This is a genomic window from Thiothrix subterranea, from assembly GCF_016772315.1.
Taxonomy (GTDB): Bacteria; Pseudomonadota; Gammaproteobacteria; order Thiotrichales; family Thiotrichaceae; genus Thiothrix; species Thiothrix subterranea.
Map to the genome: position 1 here is coordinate 328,228 of NZ_CP053482.1, position 20,002 is coordinate 348,229.

The window sequence follows — 20,002 nt, forward strand, 5'->3', positions numbered from 1 at the left end:
TTACGGAATTAGCTGAAATTTCTGTGGGTTTGTCTACAATAGGCGGCTTTCGAGTCAGCACGCTGGTAGGCTTTATACATGCAACACAACAAGAGTCATCGCAAGGGCATTATCCTCGCTGGTGGCAGCGGCACACGCCTCTACCCCCTGACCCGCGCCGTCAGCAAACAACTGATGCCGATCTACGACAAACCGATGATTTATTACCCACTGACCGTGCTAATGCTCGCCGGTATCCGCGATATTCTCATCATCACCACCCCGGAAGATTCGGCACAATTCCAACACTTGCTGAGCGATGGGGAGCAATGGGGACTGAACATTGAATACGCCGTGCAACCCTCGCCGGATGGTTTGGCGCAAGCCTTCATCATTGGCGCTGATTTCCTCGGCAATTCGCCTGCGACGCTGATTCTGGGTGACAATATTTACTACGGCGAAGGGCTATCCAGCCGCTTGCAAACCGTTGCGCAACAAACTTCCGGCGCAACCGTGTTCGCTTACTACGTCAAAGACCCCGAACGTTACGGTGTCGCCGAATTCGATGCTAACGGCAAAGCGCTCAGTATTGAAGAAAAGCCCACCAAACCCCGCTCTAATTACGCGGTAACGGGCTTGTATTTCTACGACAATCAGATTGTGGATGTGGCACGTGAAGTCCGCCCTTCCCATCGCGGTGAACTCGAAATCACCACCGTCAACCAAATGTATCTGGAACGCGGGCAGTTGCAGGTGGAAATGCTCAAACGCGGCACTGCGTGGTTGGATACTGGCACACACGCTTCTTTGCTGGATGCGTCCAACTACATCCGCGTCATTGAAGAACGCCAAGGGCTAAAAATTGCCTGCCCCGAAGAAGTTGCATGGCGCATGGGCTATATCGGCGATGAACAATTGCTAAAACTCGCTGAACCCTTGAAAAAGAGCGGTTACGGCGTATACCTCGCGGAATTGCTGAAATGAAGATTATACCCACCAACATCCCCGAAATTCTGATCCTCGAACCGCAGGTGTTCGGCGACGCACGCGGCTTTTTTCTGGAAACGTGGAATGCACAGAAGTTTGCGGATGCAGGTTTAAACCTGAACTTCGTGCAAGACAATCACAGCCGTTCGGGTCAAGGCATTTTGCGCGGAATGCACTACCAAATTCAAAACCCACAAGGCAAGCTGGTGCGTGTTACCAGCGGTAAGGTGTTTGATGTCGCGGTGGATTTACGCCAATCCTCACCGACCTTCGGGCAATGGGCTGGGGCAGAACTTTCCGCTGAAAACCATCACATGTTGTGGATTCCGCCCGGTTTTGCGCACGGTTTCTATGTGATGAGCGAATCGGCAGACTTTTTGTACAAATGCACCGACTTTTACGCCCCTGCTTACGACCGCAGTCTGCGCTGGGATGATCCAACTGTGGGCATAGAATGGCCGCTAATTAATGGCACACAGCCCACGATTTCTGCCAAAGATGAAGCGGGCAAAAACTGGCAAGAGGCGGACAAATTCGCATGAAAATATTACTCACTGGCGCACACGGGCAACTTGGCTCGGAATTGCAAGCCACCTGCCCTGCGGGTATCACCCTGATTTCAACCGATCGGGATACGCTTGATATTACCGATCCGCAACAAGTCATCAATGCGCTGGAACAACATCGCCCAGATGTTGTCATCAACGGAGCTGCCTACACTGCCGTCGATAAAGCGGAAACAGACACAGCAAACGCCTACCTGATCAACCACGCTGCCGCACAAACTTTTGCAGCACAAGCCGCGTTGTTTGATTATTACCTGCTGCAAATCTCAACCGACTTTGTGTTTGATGGGCTGCAATCCACCCCTTACTTGCCGAATGCCGTGGCGAAACCACTTGGTGTTTACGGCGCAAGCAAATTAGCGGGCGAACAAGCCGTGCAAGCTGCCAGCCCCAGTGCGGCTATTGTACGCACGTCGTGGCTGTATTCGGCTTACGGCAATAATTTCGTCAAAACCATGTTGCGTCTGATGCGCGAACGCGATTCCCTTGGCGTAGTCGCGGATCAAATCGGCACACCGACGTGGACTGGCACACTCGCGGCAACGCTGTGGTCATTCATCGCGCAAAAACCACAGGGCATCTTCCACTGTGCCGATAATGGCGTGGCGAGCTGGTACGATTTCGCTGTGGCGATTCAGGAAGAAGCACTGGCGCTGGGCTTGCTCGATAAAGCCATCCCCATCAAGCCGCTGCGCACCGACGAATACCCAACGCCCGCACGTCGTCCCGCCTTCAGCGTGATGGATAGACGCGCAACTGAGGCATTACTGGGCTACACTCTACCGCATTGGCGCACGAGCTTGCGGCAGATGCTTACTCAATTGAAACAACAACACGTAACAGCATGACAACGACATACACACCTCACAACGTGCTCGTCACTGGCGGCGCGGGCTTTATCGGCACAAATTTCGTGCATTTTTGGTTGCAACAATACCCAGACACCCGTTTGGTGATTTTGGATGCGCTGACCTACGCCGGACGCTACGAAAATTTGCAGCCGCTGGAAGGGCAAAGCAATTTCCGCTTCGTGCATGGCGACATTCTGGATCAGCCGCTGGTAGAGCAATTGCTACGCGAAGAAACCATCGACACGATTGTGCATTTCGCTGCGGAATCGCACGTTGATCGCTCGATTTACGGGCCGGATGCATTCCTGAAAACCAATATCGACGGCACACACAGCTTGTTGAAAGCGGCAAAAACCGTGTGGTTGGATGAGAAACCGGGTTTTGTACACCGCTTCCACCACGTTTCTACGGATGAAGTGTACGGTACGTTATCTGCCACCGATCCTGCCTTCACCGAAATCACGCCGTATGCGCCGAATTCGCCGTATGCCGCCAGCAAAGCGGCGTCTGATCACGTAGTCCGCGCTTACCAACACACCTACGGCTTGCAAACCACGACCAGCAATTGCTCCAACAATTACGGGCCGTATCAGTACCCTGAAAAGCTGATTCCGCTGGCGATTTCCAACTTGTTGCAAGGCAAACCCGTGCCGATTTATGGCGATGGGCAACAAATCCGCGATTGGTTGTATGTAGATGATCATAACCGTGGCATTGACCTGATTATCCGCACCGGACGCATTGGCGAGACCTACAATATCGGTGGCAATAACGAACAAGCAAACCTGAGTTTGATCCACGAATTGTGTGCGTTGTTGGATGCGCGTTTCCCGGATTCGCCGCATGTGCCGCACAACCAGCACATTGTGTACGTGACCGATCGTCCGGGGCATGACCGCCGTTACGCGATTGATAACAGCAAAATTTGCAGCGAATTAGGTTATGTTCCTGCTGAAACTTTCCAAAGTGGCTTGGCGAAAACGCTGGATTGGTATTTGAGCCACCCCGATTTCTGGCAAGGCGATGTCAAGCTGTTTGGTACACACGAGGGCAAGGCTTAATGCAGTGCCGTATTTGTGGCAGTAACGGTGAACATCGCCACTATGTCGCCAAGGAAATGATGCTGGGATTGCGCGATGAGCACCGTTATTTTCAGTGTGCGGATTGTGACTGCCTGCAAATCGAACAGATTCCTGCCAATATTGCCGACTATTATCCCGACAATTATTATTCATACAGCGATGCGACCAAGGCAGGCAATCCGCTCAAACAAGCCCTGACGAAGTTACGGGATCGTTACGAAGTCACGGGTAACTGTTTGATTGGGCGGGTAATGCACTTGTGGATGCCGAATGCGAAACTCGCCACGTTACGCCCGCTCAAGCTGAACCAAGACACGCGGATTCTGGATGTGGGCTGCGGGGCAGGACATTTATTGCATTCATTGCGCGAAATGGGTTTCCAAAATCTGTTGGGTATCGACCCGTTTAACCAAGCCGATATTGCTTACCCAAACGGTTTGCGCATCGAGAAGCGCGATATTTTCAGTGAAACCGGCGAATGGGATGTGGTGATGTTCCACCATTCGTTTGAGCATTTGCCGAATCAGCGCACAAATTTAGGGCAAGCGTTCAATATCCTGAAACCGGGCGGAGTCGCCTTGGTGCGTGTGCCTACCGTGTCGTCGTATGTGTGGCAAGAGTACGGCGTGCATTGGGTGCAATTGGATGCGCCACGCCATTTGTACCTGCATTCGATCAAGAGTATGCAGGCATTGGCGGAACAGGCGGGCTTTTTGTGCGAACAAGTGGTGTACGATTCTAACGCCTTGCAATTCTGGGGCAGCAAACAATACGAGCAGGATATTCCGCTGCGCGACCCGCGTTCGTGGTCGGAATCGCCGGAAAATTCACTGTTTAGCGCCGAACAAGTGCGTGAGTTTGAAACCCGTTCACGCGAGTTGAATGCGTTGAATCAAGGTGATCAAGCGGCGTTTTACTTGAGAAAACCGGCATGAGTGTTAAGCCGACATTGCTGGCAATTTCTTCACCCGGCGGGCATTGGATTCAGCTTAATCGGCTGAGCGTCGGGCTGGAAGAGCGTTATCGGGTGGTGTATGCGATGCCTGCGGGGTTGTTCACGTCGACTTCGCTCGGTGAACGCGAACCAACACGCAAGGTGTATTCGGTGGTGGATGTCAGTGCGGATGATAAGTGGCGTTTGATACCCTGTGCTTTGCAAGTGTTGTATATCTTATTGAAAGAACGCCCGAAAGCGATTTTATCGACGGGTGCAGCACCCGGTGCAGTGGCGATTTGGCTGGGTAGTTTTCTCGGCATTCGTACCATTTGGGTCGACAGTATCGCCAATGTTAAACAGATTTCACGGGCGGGTAAATTGGCTCAAAAACGCGCCGATGTGTTCCTGACGCAATGGGAACAGTTAAGCGATGGACAAGCGATTCAATACAAGGGAGCTGTATTGTGATTTTCGTGGCGGTTGGCACGCAATTTCCGTTTGATCGCCTGATCCGCGCCGTGGATGAATGGGCGGCACAACACGCTCTCACGGGAATGGCACAAATTGCAGGCGGGGAGTATTTGCCGCAAACCTTGCAATGGGAACGCTTTATGACGACGGCAGTGTTTAACCAACACGTGCAAAATGCCGACTTGATCATTTCACACGCAGGCATGGGCAATATCATTACTGCGCTGGAACACCGCAAACCCATTATCGTGATGAACCGCCAACACGCTCTCGGCGAACACCGCAACGATCACCAACTGGACGGTTTAGCCTGGATGGGGCAATTGCCGGGGGTGTATACCGCCACCACCCAAGACGAATTGTATGCACTGTTGGCACGGCAACACACCTTGCAAGCCGCACCACTGGACAACGATTCCCGGCGGCAAACGCTGGTTGATTTCATTGATCAAGCGATTCGTGCTTCGACTACGCTCAGCAACCGCACATGAACCTGCAAAATCCTTCCCTGCTACTGACCAGCTTACTTTCGACAATTGCCCGCTTTGCTGGGGTTGGGTTGAATTTTGCGGTAGCAATCGTGTTGACGCGCACGTTACCGATGGCAGAAGCGGGCATGGTATTCATGCTGATGACACTGGTGACGGGCGTTTCGCTGTTCAGCCGCTTGGGAGTGGAACAGTGGTTGGTGCGCGATGTAGCACGGATTCAGGAAACCGATACGCAGCAACAAGGCGTGCATTTACGCGATGCTTACCGCATGGTGTTAATCAGCAGCGGTATTTTCATGCTGGGCTGGTTGGTATTTGCACCACTATCGCAGCACTGGTTGTTTGATGATGCGATTCAGATGCTGCCGTTATTGCTGGCGGGCAGCGGCATTCTGTTTTTCAATTTAGTGATGTTGAATTCATCATTTTTGAAAGCTATCCGGCACACCTCCGAGTCGATTCTGGTGCAAAATTCCTTGCCTGCGGTGGCGTATATGCTACTGATTGGGCTATTTTGGTGGAATTTTGCGGACAATCAGCATTATCTATTGTTGTATATTGCGTCATTGGTCTTGGCAGGGTTGGCATCGTTTTACTGGTTACGTCCTTGGTGGCGAAGTTTGCATCCGGCTAATCCGACGCAGTTTAGTGTCAAAGCGGTGTTGCAACAGTCGCTGCCGTTAGCACCGGTATCGTTTTTTTCCTTTTTGATGTTGTGGGCAGATACGCTACTCACCGGCTTGTTGCTATCGAATGAGGATGTGGCACTGTTCACAGTTGCGGCGCGTTTATCGTTTGTTAGCCTGTTTTTCCTTGGGGCGTTGGATGCTACGATTTACCCGCGTTTACTGCGCATTCATCAGCACCAGCCGGAACAATTGAAGCGGTTTTTCTGGCAAGCTACCGGCTTAGTCGCAGGCACATTGGGAGCTGTCACACTGTTATTATTGTTGCTGGGCGATCACTTGCTCCATGTCTTTAAACCCGAATATGTGCAAGCAGGTGCGGCGCTGGCTATTTTACTGGTGGCGCAATGGGTGCGGGCATTGAGCCTGACGTTTTCGTTTATGTTTATTGTGCAGGCACAAGTGCGTTATCTGAACAGCTTGCTGGCACTCGCGTTGGTCATTAATGTGGTCGCCAATCTGATTTTGATTCCAAGGCATGGAATTGAAGGAGCGGCTGGCGCGACACTTATCGCTAATTTGGTGCTAACCATCGGCGTGACAGTGCTGTTTTTTACCAAGCGTTTGCTAAACGTACCCGATAAGCGAAGATAGGAAGCACCATGTTAAGAGTTATCGCTATCCTATTGATTATCTCGATTTTTATCCCGCTGGAATTTTATATCATGGTGGGTTCGGTGCGGGTCGAGGCTTACCGCGTGGTACTGGGTTTAGCGTTATTGTATGCGCTGTTTAATTTGCGCGACGTGCTGCAACAAGCGGATCTCGTCGATATTTTGCTGTTTTGTCTAATCGGCATCGTATTCGCCAGCTTCTGGCAAAATCATGGTATGCAAAAAGCAGTTGAATCAACCGGCATTTTTGCAATTGAAACCGCCGGTGCGTTTTATCTGGCGCGATTATTTATTACAACGCCGCAGCGGTTTTATTGGATCAACCAAACCTTTATTGCACTACTCGCCTTGCTCACGGTATTCACGCTCTACGAAGCCTTCAGTCAACACCGCATTCTGCATGAAATCGCTGAAAAACTGACGGGCAATCATGCTTTAGACCCGCGTCTTTATACCTATCATTACATTCGTTCTGGCATTATGCGGGCAACAAATTTGTTCGCTCACCCTATTTTGTATGGAACATTACTGGCATTGTTTTTCCCGTTTGTGCTGTTGTTAGTGGTGCGCTTCGGTACGCTGAATTATATGAGCAAATTGGTGGGAATCACGGTTTCAATGCTACTGACCTTATCGTCAGCACCATTACTGGCATTGATTTTTCAGGGATTTACCGCCGTCTTAGTTAAGTTTTGGTATAACGCGCGGCAATTCTGGATTTCGCTGTTTTTTGGCGGTTTAGCGACAGCATTGTTAATCGAAGCGTTTTCCAATCGGGGATTTTTTGGAATTTTAATTTCGTATTTGACCTTCAACCCGAATACCGGCTATTTCCGTATCCTGCAATGGGAATACACCGCCGATGACATCCGCGAGAATTTGATCTGGGGGATTGCGCACCATGATTGGACACGCCCCTATTGGATGGAATGGATGGGGAATAGCATTGACAGTTTCTGGTTATTGCTGATTCTGCAACACGGCTTGTTTGCCTTAATCCTATTATTACTCGCCTGTTTTTACGCGGTATTCCATGCCTTGAATCTCGTTCATCACCATCACGATCAATCCCGCTGGATGGTCTCCGCATGGATAGTGTCATTCATGTCGCTGATTTTGATTGGGTTTACCGTGGACTATTTCGGCAAATTACAACCGCTGTTCTTTTTTATGTTGGGCGCAATTGGCTGGGCGCAATATTATCCTTTCTGGAACCGTCAGGCAGAAGAATTGGTATCAGCAAGCGATTCCACCAATAATTCCTCTACCAATAAACTGAGAAGCAACGACAAGACATGAGACTGCGTTTTATCAATCAAAGAATGTTTATGTGGCTGGTGTGGTTTCGTGACAGCCTGCTGTGGCTGCGCACGGGTTATTTCCGCAAGCTTTACGGCATGAATATTGCGCCGGATGTGCGAATTTCGTTTAAAGCCCGCTTGGATAAGACCAATCCACGCTGCATTGAAATCGGTGAAAAAACTTACATCGCGTTTGACAGTATCATTTTGGCACACGATTACGCAACCCGACGGCATGGTGGACAATTCGATCAGAAAACGCGCATTGGGGCTAACTGTTTCATCGGTTGTGGTGCTATAATTTTGCCCGGCGTGACCATCGGTGATCAAGTGATTGTCGGTGCAGGAAGTGTTGTCACCAAAGACGTGCCAGCGCATTCGATTGTGGCGGGTAATCCCGCAAAAGTCGTGCGTTCGGGAATTCAAACCATTGCTTACGGGAGATTGGCATGACGGCAAATGCAGAAATCAGCGTTATTCTGGTTTCTTACAATACGTCCGGTTACATTCGCCGCGCATTGGAATCACTGTTTCGCGAAACCCAACTGAGCAGGATTGAAGTCATTGTGGTTGACAATGCCTCCAGTGACGACTCGGTGAGCATGATTCGGCAATTTTTCCCGCAAGTCCTATTGATTGAATCGGGTGCTAATCTGGGATTCGCCGGTGGTGTGCAATTGGGTGCGGCACAGGCGCACGGCAACTATTTGTTATTGCTGAACCCGGATACCGTAATCGTGAATGCGGCGGTAGATCGCTTGTTACGTTTCGCCAAACAATACCCTGACAGCGGCATATGGAGTGGCGTTACCCTCAACAATGACATGAGTTTGAACACGCAACACGCCTGGAGCAAACCGAATCCACGCGACCTGTTTTACAGCGCCGTGGGCTTGAGCAAGCTGTTTAGCAAAACTTGTTTATTCAATAATGCGAATTACGGTTGCTGGGAACGCGATACGATTAAGGATGTGGATATTGTGTCCGGTTGCTTCTTCCTCACCACACGGGAATTGTGGGACAAACTCGGCGGCTTGGATGCCAGTTTCTTTATGTATGCCGAAGAAGCCGATTATTGTTTGCGTGCTAAAGCCTTAGGCCATCAGCCCATTGTGACCCCGGATGCTCGAATTATTCACCACGGTGGTGTCAGCCACAGCCATTTTTCAGGCAAACAAATCAAGTTACTCAAAGGCAAAGTGGAATTGTTTAACCGCCATGTCGTGGCTTGGCAGCGCCCCGTTTATAAAGCGCTACTGTATTGGTATGTGCTGAATAAATACCTGCTACACACCCTCTTCAAACCGAAATCGGCACAACGACGCGAATGGCAAACCGTATTTGCCAACCGTGCCGACTGGTTGCAGGGGTATCGTTGATGGCGAGTGTGATTGTGCCCGCACACAATGAAGCCAGCGTGATTCGCCACTGTTTGGATAGTCTCAGCGCTCAAGCAGGTTTGGATACCCTGATTGTGGCTTGCAATGGCTGTACGGATAATACTGCTGAGATTGTTCGCAATGAATACCCGCACGCCATCTGCCTCGACATCGCTAAACCGTCCAAAGTCAATGCATTAAATGAAGCCGAAAAACACGTCACGAGCTGGCCGGTGTTTTATATTGATGCCGATACGCGCTTATCACCCCACGCGATTCAGACAATTATTACTGCAATGGCAAGCGGTAGCCCTTTGTTGGCAGCACCCGAACCAGTGATTGATACCTCGCAATCTTCTTGGGTAGTACAGCAGTATTACCGGCTGTGGTTGCAACTTCCCTATATTCGTGAAGGGGTGGTGGCCACCTGTAGTTACGTCATTAGTCAGGCAGGGCGTGAGCGTTTTCAACAATTTCCTGACATTATTAACGATGATGGTTTTGTACGCTGTCAATTTGACGCGCAGGAACGCCACAATATTGCTGGCACACAAATATTTATTAACGCCCCGCGAAACCTGAGTTCTTTGATCAAGATTAAAACTCGCGCTCGTCTGGGAAACATGCAATTAGCGGCGGCTCAGCTTTGCACGAAAACCGATAAAAAAGCGTACTCCAGCATCTTACTCGACAAACTGATGAGTCGGGATGCCGTAGCCACTGTGGTCTACCTGTTAATTGCAAGTTTCATTCGCTGGCGGGCTGCGCGGCAATACCACCACTTGCAAACCTATACGTGGGAAAAAGATCAATCTTCACGCTAAAAAATGTGCCGTTTGTATTTTTTTTACGACAAAAATCCAAACATAGGCTATATTAGGAAACAGTTTTGGCAACTACCGAGTGTCTTAAAAAGTTGCCCGTTGGCGGACTATTTATTTGTATAACAAACAGATAATGCTTTATCGTCATTACATTATGATACTTGTCACAACAAGTTGACGTGTTGTTTTTTTGCATCACATTTCAGCGAGGTTAGAACAAGTTTGCTTATTGACAATAAACTCCATAATGGCTTGTTGGCGCAGCCATTGTCAGAGGATAACGGTTGAATGGAACATTTGAAGGTAAACAACAAAATCAGTGCTGAACTGATCTATCGCAGTACAGATACGCTGATTATTTTGGGTATTTTGCTCCTAGCTTCTTTGCATTCCAGTACTTACAACATCCAAGGCTATCTGATTATCGGCTTGGCTGCTTCTCTGCTGTTTGGTCTCATTGGTCGATTCACCGACATTTATACCTCATGGAGCGGACGACCCTTCTTCCGCGATGAAGTCATCCGCCTTATTGTGACCTGGTTAGTCACCTTTTTGTTCCTCATTTTTATTATTTTTGTCGTAAAAACTTCTGAAGACTATTCACGCTTTGTGTTGATAAGCTGGTTATTCGTCACTCCGGTTCTATTAATCAGCAGCCGCTATGCCTTGCGCATCTTGCAAGCTTCACTCAAACGTATCGGTCTTAACAATCATAGCATCGCGATTGCAGGTATTACCAAACAAGGTTTGCACTTTGCCGAAATGATTGAAAGCCAACCTCACTCTGGATTTCAAATTGCGGGATTTTACCATCTGGAAGACGATGGCTCTGAGCTGGAACTTCCTCGGCACTATGCCCGACTGGGTGATGCAAACGCCATGAAAGAAGCTGCTCGCACAGGCGAATGGGATCAAATTTACCTCGCGCCCTCCTCAGAACAATCCTTATTATCGAAACGGTTAATCAATGAACTGGCAGATACCATCACGCCAATCCGTTTGATTCCCGACGACTTCACCAACACCCTACTACACAGCCGTTACATGGAAATTGCTGAAACCCCCATTCTACGCATTTACGACGCGCCGCTGTCTGCGCAACGTGCCTTCGTTAAGCGTCTCGAAGATTTATTTTTAGGCATGTTGATTTTACTATTGGTTTCTCCGTTGATGCTGGGAATCGCGCTGGCAATCAAACTGTCTTCACGGGGGCCGATTTTGTTTAAGCAGAGCCGCCACGGTTTACGCGGGGAAACGTTTCAGGTACTCAAATTTCGCACCATGACGGTTTGCGAGAATGGCAAACATATCAAACAAGCCACCCGTAACGATTGCCGCATTACCCGCGTTGGTGCATTCCTGCGCAAAACTTCACTGGATGAACTGCCACAGTTTTTCAATGTACTGCAAGGACACATGTCAATTGTTGGCCCACGCCCTCACGCGGTTGCACACAATGAAGAGTACCGCCAACTGATCCCCGGCTATATGCGTCGCCATTTAATGAAACCCGGCATCACTGGCTGGGCGCAGGTGAACGGCTGGCGCGGCGAAACCGATACCCTTTTCAAAATGGAGAAGCGGGTAGAACTCGATATGGAATACATTCGTAGCTGGAGCTTGACGCTGGATCTCAGAATCATTTTCGTCACTGCCTTCAAAACCTTGCACGATAAAAATGCTTATTAGCGCCCGCACACATTCGTGAGAATCGAACAACTGACCTTCACCCGTTATGTCGCGGCACTAACGGTGGTGTTCTTTCACTATGGCATGACGGTGTTTCCTGCAAATGTGCCGTGGGTAAATCCGGTATTGGCGGCGGGGCCGATTGCAGTCAGTTACTTTTACGTGCTTTCCGGCTTCATTATGGCGATTGCGTATTATCGACCTGAGCAGCCGCAACAAGCCTTTGCTACGCGGCGTTATTGGTGGGCGCGAATCGCTCGAATTTACCCCGTTTACTTATTAGCGCTATTGCTGATGATAGCGGCGAAATACCAAACGGTGGGCAGTGAACCGTTAACGGTCGCGCTGAGTGTCAGCATGTTGCAGGCATGGATACCGGGCTACCCCATCACCCTGAATACGCCCGGCTGGTCATTATCCGTAGAAGCTTTTTTCTACTTGTGTTTCCCGCTATTGATTCTGTTGGTGAAACGCTACCCTTTGAGTAATCTCACCCTAGCAGCCGGAATATTATGGCTAGTAACGCAGCTTGGGCATGGCCTCTTGCTCAACACAGAAGCCTATGCGCCACGTGGACTGTTACATGATTTCATTTTTTATAACCCGCTAATGCACTTGAATACATTCATGATTGGCTTTAGCGCTGGTGCATGGCTGCGAACAGGTCGCCTCAACCGTTTCAGTGCGCCGCTTATCAATATCAGTGGCTTACTATTGGTTTCCGTGCTGATTATCGGCTTGCTGATTAGCCGCCAAACGCTGATTGATGCCAGTGGGATTACGTTTGACTACACTAATGGACTGATTGCGCCGTTATTTTTGCTATTCATTGTGCTGCTGGCACTCAATACTGGCAAAATCAGCCAATGTTTACAGCATAAATGGTTGGTATTGCTCGGTGAAGCCAGTTTTTCACTGTATATTCTGCAAAAGCCGCTGCATGGCATCTATGAAAAACTCATGCCTGCTGCAATAAATCCGCACGGAGCACTGCACTTCTACGTATTTGTCGTGCTATTAACCATTAGTGCCTTATGCTCCTATTGGTTTTTTGAAGCACCCGCACGGCGCTGGCTCAACAACTTTGTTAACCGTACCCCCTAAGAGTTGCTACAATCGGGCGCTATATTTCAACTTGGCCGACAGACCATTCATACCATGCGAAACGAACAGTACAATAACCAAACCAGCCAAACTCAGCGTGCTTATGCCCCTGACGTATTCAAGAAATCGGATACACTGAATTTACGTGAATTCGGGCGCACCTTAGTGCGGCGCAAGCGCATGATTCTATTAATTATAGCAATCACCCTGCTATTAACATTATTGTTTACTCTGTTCAGCAAACCGTTATACCGAGCTACCGCCACTTTACACATTGAACGTGAATCCAGCAAAGTGGTCGACTTCGACACGACGCTGGGTTCTGACGATATTCGTGATACCCGCGACTTTTACCAAACACAGTTTGAACTGATTCGCAGCCGTGGTTTAGCCACGCAAGTCATTAAAGATCTTAACTTAGCAGAAAAACTGTCCAGCACGTCGCTCATTGGACAAATCAAAGCACAGTTTAGTCAGCCGAGTACGGATAACCCAAACGCGGCACTTGAAGATTTATTCTTAGACAATTTAAGCATCGAACCTGTCAAAAACTCGCGCTTGGTAGCGGTTAGCTATGTCTCGCCTGACCCTGTTCAAGCCGCTGAAATTGCTAATACAGTGGTGGATACATTCAAAACAATCAATGGCACACGGCGTTTGGATAGTATGACGGCTATTTCCTCAAAGCTAAAGGCAACGGTTGATGCTCTCAAAGCGCAGATGGACACGGCAGAAGAAGCCTTACAGACGCACATGCGTAAACACAATATATCCGAGCAAGACGGCATCGTTTCCACTCCCACACTGAAGGCGCTGGAACAGCGTAATGATGAATTAAGCCGGATACGCCAGCAACGCACGGATCAAGAAAGCCAAAATGCCACTCTCACGGACGATAAACGTCAGTTGAATCTCGAAGCATTAGATGTGCTTAAACGCGAAGAATCCGATTTGGTTACAGAAATAGATACAACCAAACAAACACAAGATGAAATTATCAACACGTATCGTACCCTCCAGCAAGAATTCTTCGACCAAAAAGAACGCTATAAACCCCTGAAGAAGCGCTTAGGAGAAGTCAGTATTGCCGGAAGTTTATTCACCGACAATATTGCAGTCATTGATAAAGCAGAAGTTCCGTCGAGAAAATTCAAACCGAATTTATCAACCAATCTGCTGTTTGGTAGCCTATTGGGATTATTGTTAGGCATGTCAGCGGCCTTCATGCGCGAATTTTTGGATGATACGGTCAAAGATATTAATGAACTGGAACGCACGACCCAACTCCCCGTGCTCGCGGTCATGGCAGAAACCACTGATATTAACAGCCGCCAATTGGCAACCGCCACCATTAGCAAACCACGTTCCGCGATTGCTGAAGCGTTCCGTTCGCTGCGCACCAGTTTACGTCTCACGCACCAAGGCGCTGAAACTCCGGTCATTGTCATCACCAGCGCCAGCCCCGATGAAGGCAAAACCACCACTGCCAGTAATTTAGCCTGCGCTTATGCTTCAGCGGGGAATCGCGTCTTGCTGATAGATGCCGATATGCGCAACCCTTCACTGCACAAAACGCTAGGGATTCACGCCAAGCATGGGTTGTCAAACTATTTATCCGGGGCATTGAACAGCCGTGACCTGATTCAAATCACGGACATCCCGAACTTATATTTATTAACGGCAGGAAGCTTGCCCGATGATCCTGCCGAATTGCTGTCTTCACCCCACATGCGCGTGTTACTCGACAGTGCCAAACAAGATTTCGATCAAATCATTGTGGATAGCCCACCGGTATTAGGGCTGGCTGATGCATTGATTCTCGCCTCGCAATCTTCTGCCACGTTACTCACCGTTTGTGCCGAGCATACTCGCATGGCGATCCTGCAAAATGCGCTAACCCGTTTACGCCGCGCCCAAGCACCGCTGGCGGGCATATTGTTGAATCGTGTTGATTTGAATAACGGTTATGGCGAAGATTACGGCGGTTACGTTTACCAAGCAGACGTACAACGCGCCAAACCCACCGCCGTGAGTAAATGGCTAAGCGCTTTGAAAAAACTCTAATCAGGAAACACACCATGTTCATTGCACTCGCTTTACACGTTCTCGCCGTCGTCATCTGGGTAGGTGGCATGTTTTTCGCGTACATGGCATTGCGTCCAGTAGCCGCAATCGTGCTGGAACCACCGCAACGCCTCACCTTATGGAATGGCGTATTCGGGCGCTTTTTCCCGTGGGTTTGGGCAGCGATTATCGTTATTCTAGGGTCAGGTTACTGGATGCTCCTCGGACCATTCGGTGGTTTTGCGAATGCGCCGGTATTCGTTCACATCATGAATGGACTAGGGCTGGTAATGATGCTGATCTTCTTTCATGTGTATTTCGCGCCTTATCAAAAGTTACGCAAAGCAGTTGCCGCCCAAAACTGGGCGGATGGCGGCAAAGCGTTAGCGCAAATTCGCGTATTGGTCGGCATTAACACACTGATCGGGATACTCACGATTCTGATTGCATCAGGCGGAAAATACCTGCTGTGAATGCGGTATTGCGGCTAGGCGATGTCGGGAAGAAAACTGTCACCGCCCTACTAGCGCGTTATGGCTTGCGCCTGAAACAGGTGGCGGATAACGACACCATTCCCGGCAGCTATTGGCACGAAGACGAAGCGGGCATTATTGGCTTGGATGTGTTGGTGCGGCAAGATACCCCGCTGCACTCCATCCTGCATGAAAGTTGTCACATTATCTGCATGGATGAAGCCCGCCGCGCCGTGTTACACACGGATGCCGGAGGCGAGTATGCAGAAGAGGACGCGGTTTGCTACCTGCAAATCCTGTTAGCCGATTGCATTCCCGATTTCGGGCGGGAGCGCATGTGGCAAGACATGGATGCTTGGGGTTACACGTTCCGTCTTGGCTCTGCACAATGCTGGTTTCAGGAAGATGCCGAGGATGCTTTTGAATGGCTGGTGCAACATGGATTATTGACCCCAAGTGGCGAGTTCATTTTTCAGCTACGCCAGTAAACGTTGCAACTAGCCAGAAAAACGCCATCAATAACGGCTGATGTGCTAAGTAAACCACCAAACTGTGCTTACCCAACCACATGATTTCCGCTAAACCGCGCCAGCGGGGTAACGGGTGTACACACCAAGAACACCGCTCAAACTTATTGCCGATATAAACCCCAAATAGCATCACGCCAAACCAAGGTAAAAACGGCGTGTAATCTTTGGTATTCGCAATGGCTGTCCCTAGCCCCACCCATTGCAAACCGGCGGCATTGAACAATGGCTCGTGAATCCACCAAGGCAGCAACACTGCCACACTACCCAGCACGATATTCCAACCACCCAAGCGTAAAAACGGCAATGCCAGCACACTGGCAAGCGCCATAAAGTGCAACACCCCAAAAAATATCCAACTCGTGGGAAATAACCAATAACTGCCCGCACTGACCAAGCCAGCACTTACCAGCAACAACGCTTCACGTCGCCAAAAACGCGGCTTATTCAAGCCTCGTCGCGCCGCTAATGCCAAGCTGATACCCGCAACGCCCACAAACAGCGTCACAATAACTTTCTGAAAAGCAGGCCAGAAGGTGCTGTGTAATAAATCCAGTGAGAGAAAATTGAAATGATTCAGGTCATACGCACTGTGGAAGACCAACATCAATAAGACAGCTAAACCCCGTAACGCATCGGGCAGCTCAAGGCGGGAAATTGTAGGGGCGAAAGAACTTTCACCCCTAGTGATTGGCGGAACGATAGCCTTGAACCTTAGTTCTTCGACTTGTCCACGATCTTCTGAATCCACGGCATCATCGCACGCAATTTGCCACCGGTTTGTTCAATCGGGTGCGCTGCGTTGTTGCGGCGGTAAGCCGTCATGGATGGGTAGTTAGACGCGCCTTCCAGAATGAAGTTTTTCGCGTATTCGCCATTTTGGATGTCTTTCAGCGCTTGGCGCATAGCTGCACGCGATTGCTCATTGATAACTTTCGGGCCGGTCACGTACTCGCCATACTCCGCATTGTTGGAGATGGAGTAGTTCATGTTGGCAATGCCGCCTTCATACATCAGGTCAACAATCAGTTTCAGTTCGTGCAAGCACTCGAAGTACGCCATTTCTGGCGCGTAACCCGCTTCAGTCAGGGTTTCAAAGCCCATTTTGACCAGTTCAACCGCGCCACCGCACAATACCGCTTGTTCACCGAACAGGTCAGTTTCGGTTTCGTCTTTGAACGTGGTTTCGATAATACCCGTGCGACCGCCGCCGATAGCAGAAGCGTAAGACAGCGCAACCGCTTTCGCTTGACCGGAAGCATCTTGCTGGATAGCAATCAGGTCAGGGATGCCGCCGCCTTTGACGAATTCGTTACGAACCGTGTGACCCGGTGCTTTTGGCGCAATCATTATGACGTCCAAATCTTCACGCGGCACGATTTGGTTGTAGTGAATCGCAAAACCGTGCGCGAATGCCAGCGTTGCACCTTGTTTCAGGTTTGGCTGGATTTCGTCGCGGTACAACTGGCTTTGGAACTCGTCCGGGGTCAGAATCATAATAATATCAGCAGCGGCAACCGCTTCTGCAACCGGCGCTACTTTCAAACCAGCGTTTTGCGCTTTGGCCACGGTTGGGGAATTGCTACGCAGACCCACGGTGACATCCACGCCAGAATCTTTCAGGTTGCAAGCATGGGCGTGACCCTGTGAACCGTAACCGATGATGGCGACTTTCTTGCCGCGAATGATAGAAAGATCAGCGTCTTTATCGTAATAAATGTTCAGTGCCATAAAGCCTTTTACCTTAAATCCAAAATATCATAAGTCAATTAAACGTGTAGGGACGCTTCGCCACGAGCAATGCCCATGCCGCCGGAGCGCACCACTTCAATAATGCGGTAATCTTTCAACGCATTCACAAACGCATCCAATTTACTGCGGTCGCCCGTCAACTCAATCGTGTAGGTTTTTTCGCTGACATCAATGATGTTGCCCCGGAAAATATCCGACAAGCGCTTGACCGCTTCACACGCCACGTGTTTATCCACGGCGACTTTGACGAACATTATCTCGCGTTCAATGTGCGCATACTGCGCCAGATCCATGACCTTAACCACATCAATCAACTTGTTGAGTTGCTTAATGATTTGTTCCACGATTTCTTCGCTACCGCGCGTCACCACGGTCAAGCGCGACAAGGTGGCGTCATCGGTCGGTGCGACCGTCAGGGATTCAATATTGTAGCCACGCGCAGAGAATAACCCGGCAACACGCGACAACGCGCCCGCTTCATTCTCCATCAAAATGGAAATTACATGCCGCATTTTGTCACCTATACCAGAATCATTTCGTTTTGGCCTGCACCGGCAGGCACCATCGGGAATACATTATTTTCACGCTCGGTGATGAAATCCATGAAGACCAAACGGTCTTTCATCGCCAGCGCTTCTTTCAATGCACCTTCCACGTCGCTTGCCTGTTCAATACGCATCCCGACGTGACCATAAGCTTCCGCGAGTTTCACGAAATCGGGCAATGCCTCCATATAAGACATCGCGTAACGCTTCTGGTAGAAGAATTCCTGCCACTGACGCACCATGCCGAGGTAGCCGTTGTTCAACGAAATGATCTTGATTGGCAAGTGATATTGCAAGCAAGTCGCCAGTTCCTGAATGCACATCTGGATACTGCCATCGCCGGTAATACAGCCAACGGTTTCCTCAGGGAACGCCATTTGCACGCCCATTGCGGCGGGCAACCCAAAGCCCATCGTGCCTAAACCACCGGAGTTGATCCAACGGTTCGGCTGGCTGAAGCGGTAGTATTGCGCTGCCCACATTTGGTGCTGACCCACGTCAGAACACACGTAAGCATCGCCATTGGTCGCTTCCCAGAACTTTTGCACTACAAACTGTGCCTTGATCGCGGCATTCATATCCTGATTATATTTCAGGCAATCCGCACCGCGCCATTCCGCAATTTGCTTCCACCAATCAGCCAGTGCCGCCGCATCGGGGCGCTCAGCACGGCTACGGTATTCTTCCAGCATATCAATGATGACGCTTTTAACGTCGCCAACAATAGGCACATCCACTTTGACATTTTTGGAAATCGACGCGGGGTCAATGTCAACGTGGATAATTTTGGCATAAGGGCAGAATTTTTCGATATTGCCGGTCACACGGTCATCAAAACGTGCGCCAATCGCAATCACCAAGTCAGCATGGTGCATAGTGTTATTGGCTTCATACGTACCGTGCATCCCCAGCATACCGATGAATTGCTTATCCATTGACGGAAAGCCGCCCAAACCCATCAGGGTATTGGTAATCGGAAAGCCCAACTCACGGGTCAACTCGGTCAATTGATGCGCCGCACCCGACAACACCACGCCACCGCCGGTATACAGTACTGGCTTTTTCGCTTCCAACATCAGGTCAATGGCACGGCGTACTTGACGCTTATTGCCTTTCACCGTGGGGTTGTAGGAACGCATGGTGATTTCTTTCGGGTAATGGAACTCACAACGTGCCGTGGTAATGTCCTTAGGAATATCCACCAATACCGGGCCGGGGCGACCCGTGCTGGCAATATAAAAGGCTTTCTTAATGGTCGTTGCCAATTCTTTAACGTCCGTCACCAAGAAGTTGTGTTTGACGCATGGGCGGGTAATGCCCACGATGTCAACTTCCTGAAACGCATCGTTGCCAATCAAATGGCGCGGCACTTGCCCGGTGAACACCACCATCGGCACAGAATCCATGTACGCATCCGCAATGCCGGTCACAGCATTGGTTGCCCCGGGGCCGGATGTTACCAGCGCCACTCCGGGTCTGTTAGTTGCTTTGGCATAGCCTTCGGCTGCATGGACAGCCCCTTGCTCGTGTCTTACCAGAATGTGGTTGATTTTGTCGTGTTGCTTGTACAATTCATCGTACAAAAACAACACCGCTCCACCAGGATAACCAAAGATGGTATCAACCCCTTCTTCCTTAAGACACTCGACGAATATCTCGGCACCGGTCAGTTCCACAGTT

At 49.8% G+C, this 20,002-nt stretch carries 21 protein-coding genes; 17 read left to right on the forward strand and 4 right to left on the reverse strand.

The annotated features are described in order from the left end of the window. The first annotated feature begins 78 nt into the window (after positions 1–78). The 17 genes from rfbA (at position 79) to HMY34_RS01650 (ending at position 15,986) form a co-directional block, all read left to right on the forward strand. Positions 79–963 (forward strand): glucose-1-phosphate thymidylyltransferase RfbA, encoded by an 885-nt coding sequence (rfbA, locus tag HMY34_RS01570; protein WP_202717417.1) that lies wholly within the window; start codon positions 79–81, stop codon positions 961–963. Continuing rightward, positions 960–1,508 (forward strand): dTDP-4-dehydrorhamnose 3,5-epimerase, encoded by a 549-nt coding sequence (gene rfbC / locus HMY34_RS01575; RefSeq protein WP_202717418.1) that lies wholly within the window; start codon positions 960–962, stop codon positions 1,506–1,508. Before rfbA ends, rfbC begins: the two co-directional genes overlap by 4 nt. Beyond that, the gene (gene rfbD, locus HMY34_RS01580) at positions 1,505–2,380 is read left to right on the forward strand and encodes a dTDP-4-dehydrorhamnose reductase (RefSeq protein WP_202717419.1); all 876 of its coding nucleotides are present in this window, start codon (positions 1,505–1,507) and stop codon (positions 2,378–2,380) included. Before rfbC ends, rfbD begins: the two co-directional genes overlap by 4 nt. Beyond that, positions 2,377–3,444, forward strand: a complete 1,068-nt coding sequence (gene rfbB / locus HMY34_RS01585) for a dTDP-glucose 4,6-dehydratase (protein WP_202717420.1) — start codon at positions 2,377–2,379, stop codon at positions 3,442–3,444. Before rfbD ends, rfbB begins: the two co-directional genes overlap by 4 nt. Continuing rightward, positions 3,444–4,400, forward strand: a complete 957-nt coding sequence (locus tag HMY34_RS01590; RefSeq protein ID WP_202717421.1) for a class I SAM-dependent methyltransferase — start codon at positions 3,444–3,446, stop codon at positions 4,398–4,400. The genes rfbB and HMY34_RS01590 overlap by 1 nt, the downstream gene beginning before the upstream one ends. Further along, positions 4,397–4,870 (forward strand): glycosyltransferase family protein, encoded by a 474-nt coding sequence (locus tag HMY34_RS01595; RefSeq protein ID WP_202717422.1) that lies wholly within the window; start codon positions 4,397–4,399, stop codon positions 4,868–4,870. The genes HMY34_RS01590 and HMY34_RS01595 overlap by 4 nt, the downstream gene beginning before the upstream one ends. Beyond that, a complete protein-coding gene (locus HMY34_RS01600) occupies positions 4,867–5,364 on the forward strand; it encodes a glycosyltransferase (protein WP_202717423.1) in 498 nt (165 codons plus the stop codon). The genes HMY34_RS01595 and HMY34_RS01600 overlap by 4 nt, the downstream gene beginning before the upstream one ends. Further along, the gene (locus HMY34_RS01605) at positions 5,361–6,644 is read left to right on the forward strand and encodes an oligosaccharide flippase family protein (protein ID WP_202717424.1); all 1,284 of its coding nucleotides are present in this window, start codon (positions 5,361–5,363) and stop codon (positions 6,642–6,644) included. Before HMY34_RS01600 ends, HMY34_RS01605 begins: the two co-directional genes overlap by 4 nt. 8 nt (positions 6,645–6,652) lie before the next feature. Next, a complete protein-coding gene (locus tag HMY34_RS01610; RefSeq protein ID WP_202717425.1) occupies positions 6,653–7,963 on the forward strand; it encodes an O-antigen ligase family protein in 1,311 nt (436 codons plus the stop codon). Beyond that, positions 7,960–8,418 (forward strand): acyltransferase, encoded by a 459-nt coding sequence (locus HMY34_RS01615; RefSeq protein WP_202717426.1) that lies wholly within the window; start codon positions 7,960–7,962, stop codon positions 8,416–8,418. The genes HMY34_RS01610 and HMY34_RS01615 overlap by 4 nt, the downstream gene beginning before the upstream one ends. Next, the gene (locus tag HMY34_RS01620) at positions 8,415–9,344 is read left to right on the forward strand and encodes a glycosyltransferase family 2 protein (protein WP_202717427.1); all 930 of its coding nucleotides are present in this window, start codon (positions 8,415–8,417) and stop codon (positions 9,342–9,344) included. Before HMY34_RS01615 ends, HMY34_RS01620 begins: the two co-directional genes overlap by 4 nt. Then, positions 9,344–10,168: a glycosyltransferase gene (locus HMY34_RS01625; protein WP_202717428.1), complete on the forward strand. Its 825-nt coding sequence runs from the start codon at positions 9,344–9,346 to the stop codon at positions 10,166–10,168. Before HMY34_RS01620 ends, HMY34_RS01625 begins: the two co-directional genes overlap by 1 nt. A 288-nt stretch (positions 10,169–10,456) precedes the next feature. Beyond that, positions 10,457–11,857 (forward strand): undecaprenyl-phosphate glucose phosphotransferase, encoded by a 1,401-nt coding sequence (locus tag HMY34_RS01630; protein WP_202717429.1) that lies wholly within the window; start codon positions 10,457–10,459, stop codon positions 11,855–11,857. A 15-nt stretch (positions 11,858–11,872) separates the two neighbouring features. After that, positions 11,873–12,961, forward strand: coding sequence for an acyltransferase family protein (locus HMY34_RS01635; protein ID WP_202717430.1), 1,089 nt, complete (start codon positions 11,873–11,875; stop codon positions 12,959–12,961). Between the two features lie 54 nt (positions 12,962–13,015). After that, positions 13,016–15,025, forward strand: a complete 2,010-nt coding sequence (locus HMY34_RS01640; RefSeq protein WP_202717431.1) for a polysaccharide biosynthesis tyrosine autokinase — start codon at positions 13,016–13,018, stop codon at positions 15,023–15,025. 14 nt (positions 15,026–15,039) lie between these two features. Further along, positions 15,040–15,498, forward strand: a complete 459-nt coding sequence (locus tag HMY34_RS01645; RefSeq protein WP_202717432.1) for a CopD family protein — start codon at positions 15,040–15,042, stop codon at positions 15,496–15,498. Further along, positions 15,495–15,986, forward strand: a complete 492-nt coding sequence (locus HMY34_RS01650; protein ID WP_323127452.1) for a hypothetical protein — start codon at positions 15,495–15,497, stop codon at positions 15,984–15,986. The genes HMY34_RS01645 and HMY34_RS01650 overlap by 4 nt, the downstream gene beginning before the upstream one ends. On the opposite strand, the gene HMY34_RS01655 is transcribed toward HMY34_RS01650, so the two are convergent. The 4 genes from HMY34_RS01655 to ilvB are packed head-to-tail and all read right to left on the reverse strand — an operon-like array spanning position 15,964 to position 19,998. Then, a complete protein-coding gene (locus HMY34_RS01655) occupies positions 15,964–16,776 on the reverse strand; it encodes a heparan-alpha-glucosaminide N-acetyltransferase (protein ID WP_202717433.1) in 813 nt (270 codons plus the stop codon). The two genes, HMY34_RS01650 and HMY34_RS01655, sit on opposite strands and share 23 nt — an antisense overlap. Continuing rightward, entirely contained in the window at positions 16,740–17,750 is a 1,011-nt protein-coding gene (gene ilvC, locus HMY34_RS01660; protein WP_202719097.1) for a ketol-acid reductoisomerase, read from the reverse strand. The genes HMY34_RS01655 and ilvC overlap by 37 nt, the downstream gene beginning before the upstream one ends. A 44-nt stretch (positions 17,751–17,794) precedes the next feature. Then, positions 17,795–18,289 carry an acetolactate synthase small subunit gene (gene ilvN, locus HMY34_RS01665; RefSeq protein WP_202717434.1) on the reverse strand — a complete coding sequence of 165 codons (495 nt, stop codon included), beginning with the start codon at positions 18,287–18,289 and terminating at the stop codon, positions 17,795–17,797. 8 nt (positions 18,290–18,297) lie between these two features. Then, positions 18,298–19,998, reverse strand: a complete 1,701-nt coding sequence (ilvB, locus tag HMY34_RS01670) for a biosynthetic-type acetolactate synthase large subunit (protein ID WP_202717435.1) — start codon at positions 19,996–19,998, stop codon at positions 18,298–18,300. Positions 19,999–20,002 lie beyond the last annotated feature (4 nt).

What these genes read in the sequence shown, in the direction of transcription:
- HMY34_RS01610 (WP_202717425.1), top strand. Translation starts at nt 6,653, where the DNA reads ATGTTAAGAGTTATCGCTATCCTATTGATTATCTCGATTTTTATCCCG.
- rfbC (WP_202717418.1), top strand. Translation starts at nt 960, where the DNA reads ATGAAGATTATACCCACCAACATCCCCGAAATTCTGATCCTCGAACCG.
- HMY34_RS01590 (WP_202717421.1), top strand. Translation starts at nt 3,444, where the DNA reads ATGCAGTGCCGTATTTGTGGCAGTAACGGTGAACATCGCCACTATGTC.
- HMY34_RS01615 (WP_202717426.1), top strand. Translation starts at nt 7,960, where the DNA reads ATGAGACTGCGTTTTATCAATCAAAGAATGTTTATGTGGCTGGTGTGG.
- HMY34_RS01595 (WP_202717422.1), top strand. Translation starts at nt 4,397, where the DNA reads ATGAGTGTTAAGCCGACATTGCTGGCAATTTCTTCACCCGGCGGGCAT.
- rfbD (WP_202717419.1), top strand. Translation starts at nt 1,505, where the DNA reads ATGAAAATATTACTCACTGGCGCACACGGGCAACTTGGCTCGGAATTG.
- HMY34_RS01640 (WP_202717431.1), top strand. Translation starts at nt 13,016, where the DNA reads ATGCGAAACGAACAGTACAATAACCAAACCAGCCAAACTCAGCGTGCT.
- HMY34_RS01630 (WP_202717429.1), top strand. Translation starts at nt 10,457, where the DNA reads ATGGAACATTTGAAGGTAAACAACAAAATCAGTGCTGAACTGATCTAT.
- HMY34_RS01620 (WP_202717427.1), top strand. Translation starts at nt 8,415, where the DNA reads ATGACGGCAAATGCAGAAATCAGCGTTATTCTGGTTTCTTACAATACG.
- ilvN (WP_202717434.1), bottom strand. Translation starts at nt 18,289, where the DNA reads ATGCGGCATGTAATTTCCATTTTGATGGAGAATGAAGCGGGCGCGTTG.
- HMY34_RS01645 (WP_202717432.1), top strand. Translation starts at nt 15,040, where the DNA reads ATGTTCATTGCACTCGCTTTACACGTTCTCGCCGTCGTCATCTGGGTA.
- HMY34_RS01605 (WP_202717424.1), top strand. Translation starts at nt 5,361, where the DNA reads ATGAACCTGCAAAATCCTTCCCTGCTACTGACCAGCTTACTTTCGACA.
- HMY34_RS01625 (WP_202717428.1), top strand. Translation starts at nt 9,344, where the DNA reads ATGGCGAGTGTGATTGTGCCCGCACACAATGAAGCCAGCGTGATTCGC.
- rfbB (WP_202717420.1), top strand. Translation starts at nt 2,377, where the DNA reads ATGACAACGACATACACACCTCACAACGTGCTCGTCACTGGCGGCGCG.
- rfbA (WP_202717417.1), top strand. Translation starts at nt 79, where the DNA reads ATGCAACACAACAAGAGTCATCGCAAGGGCATTATCCTCGCTGGTGGC.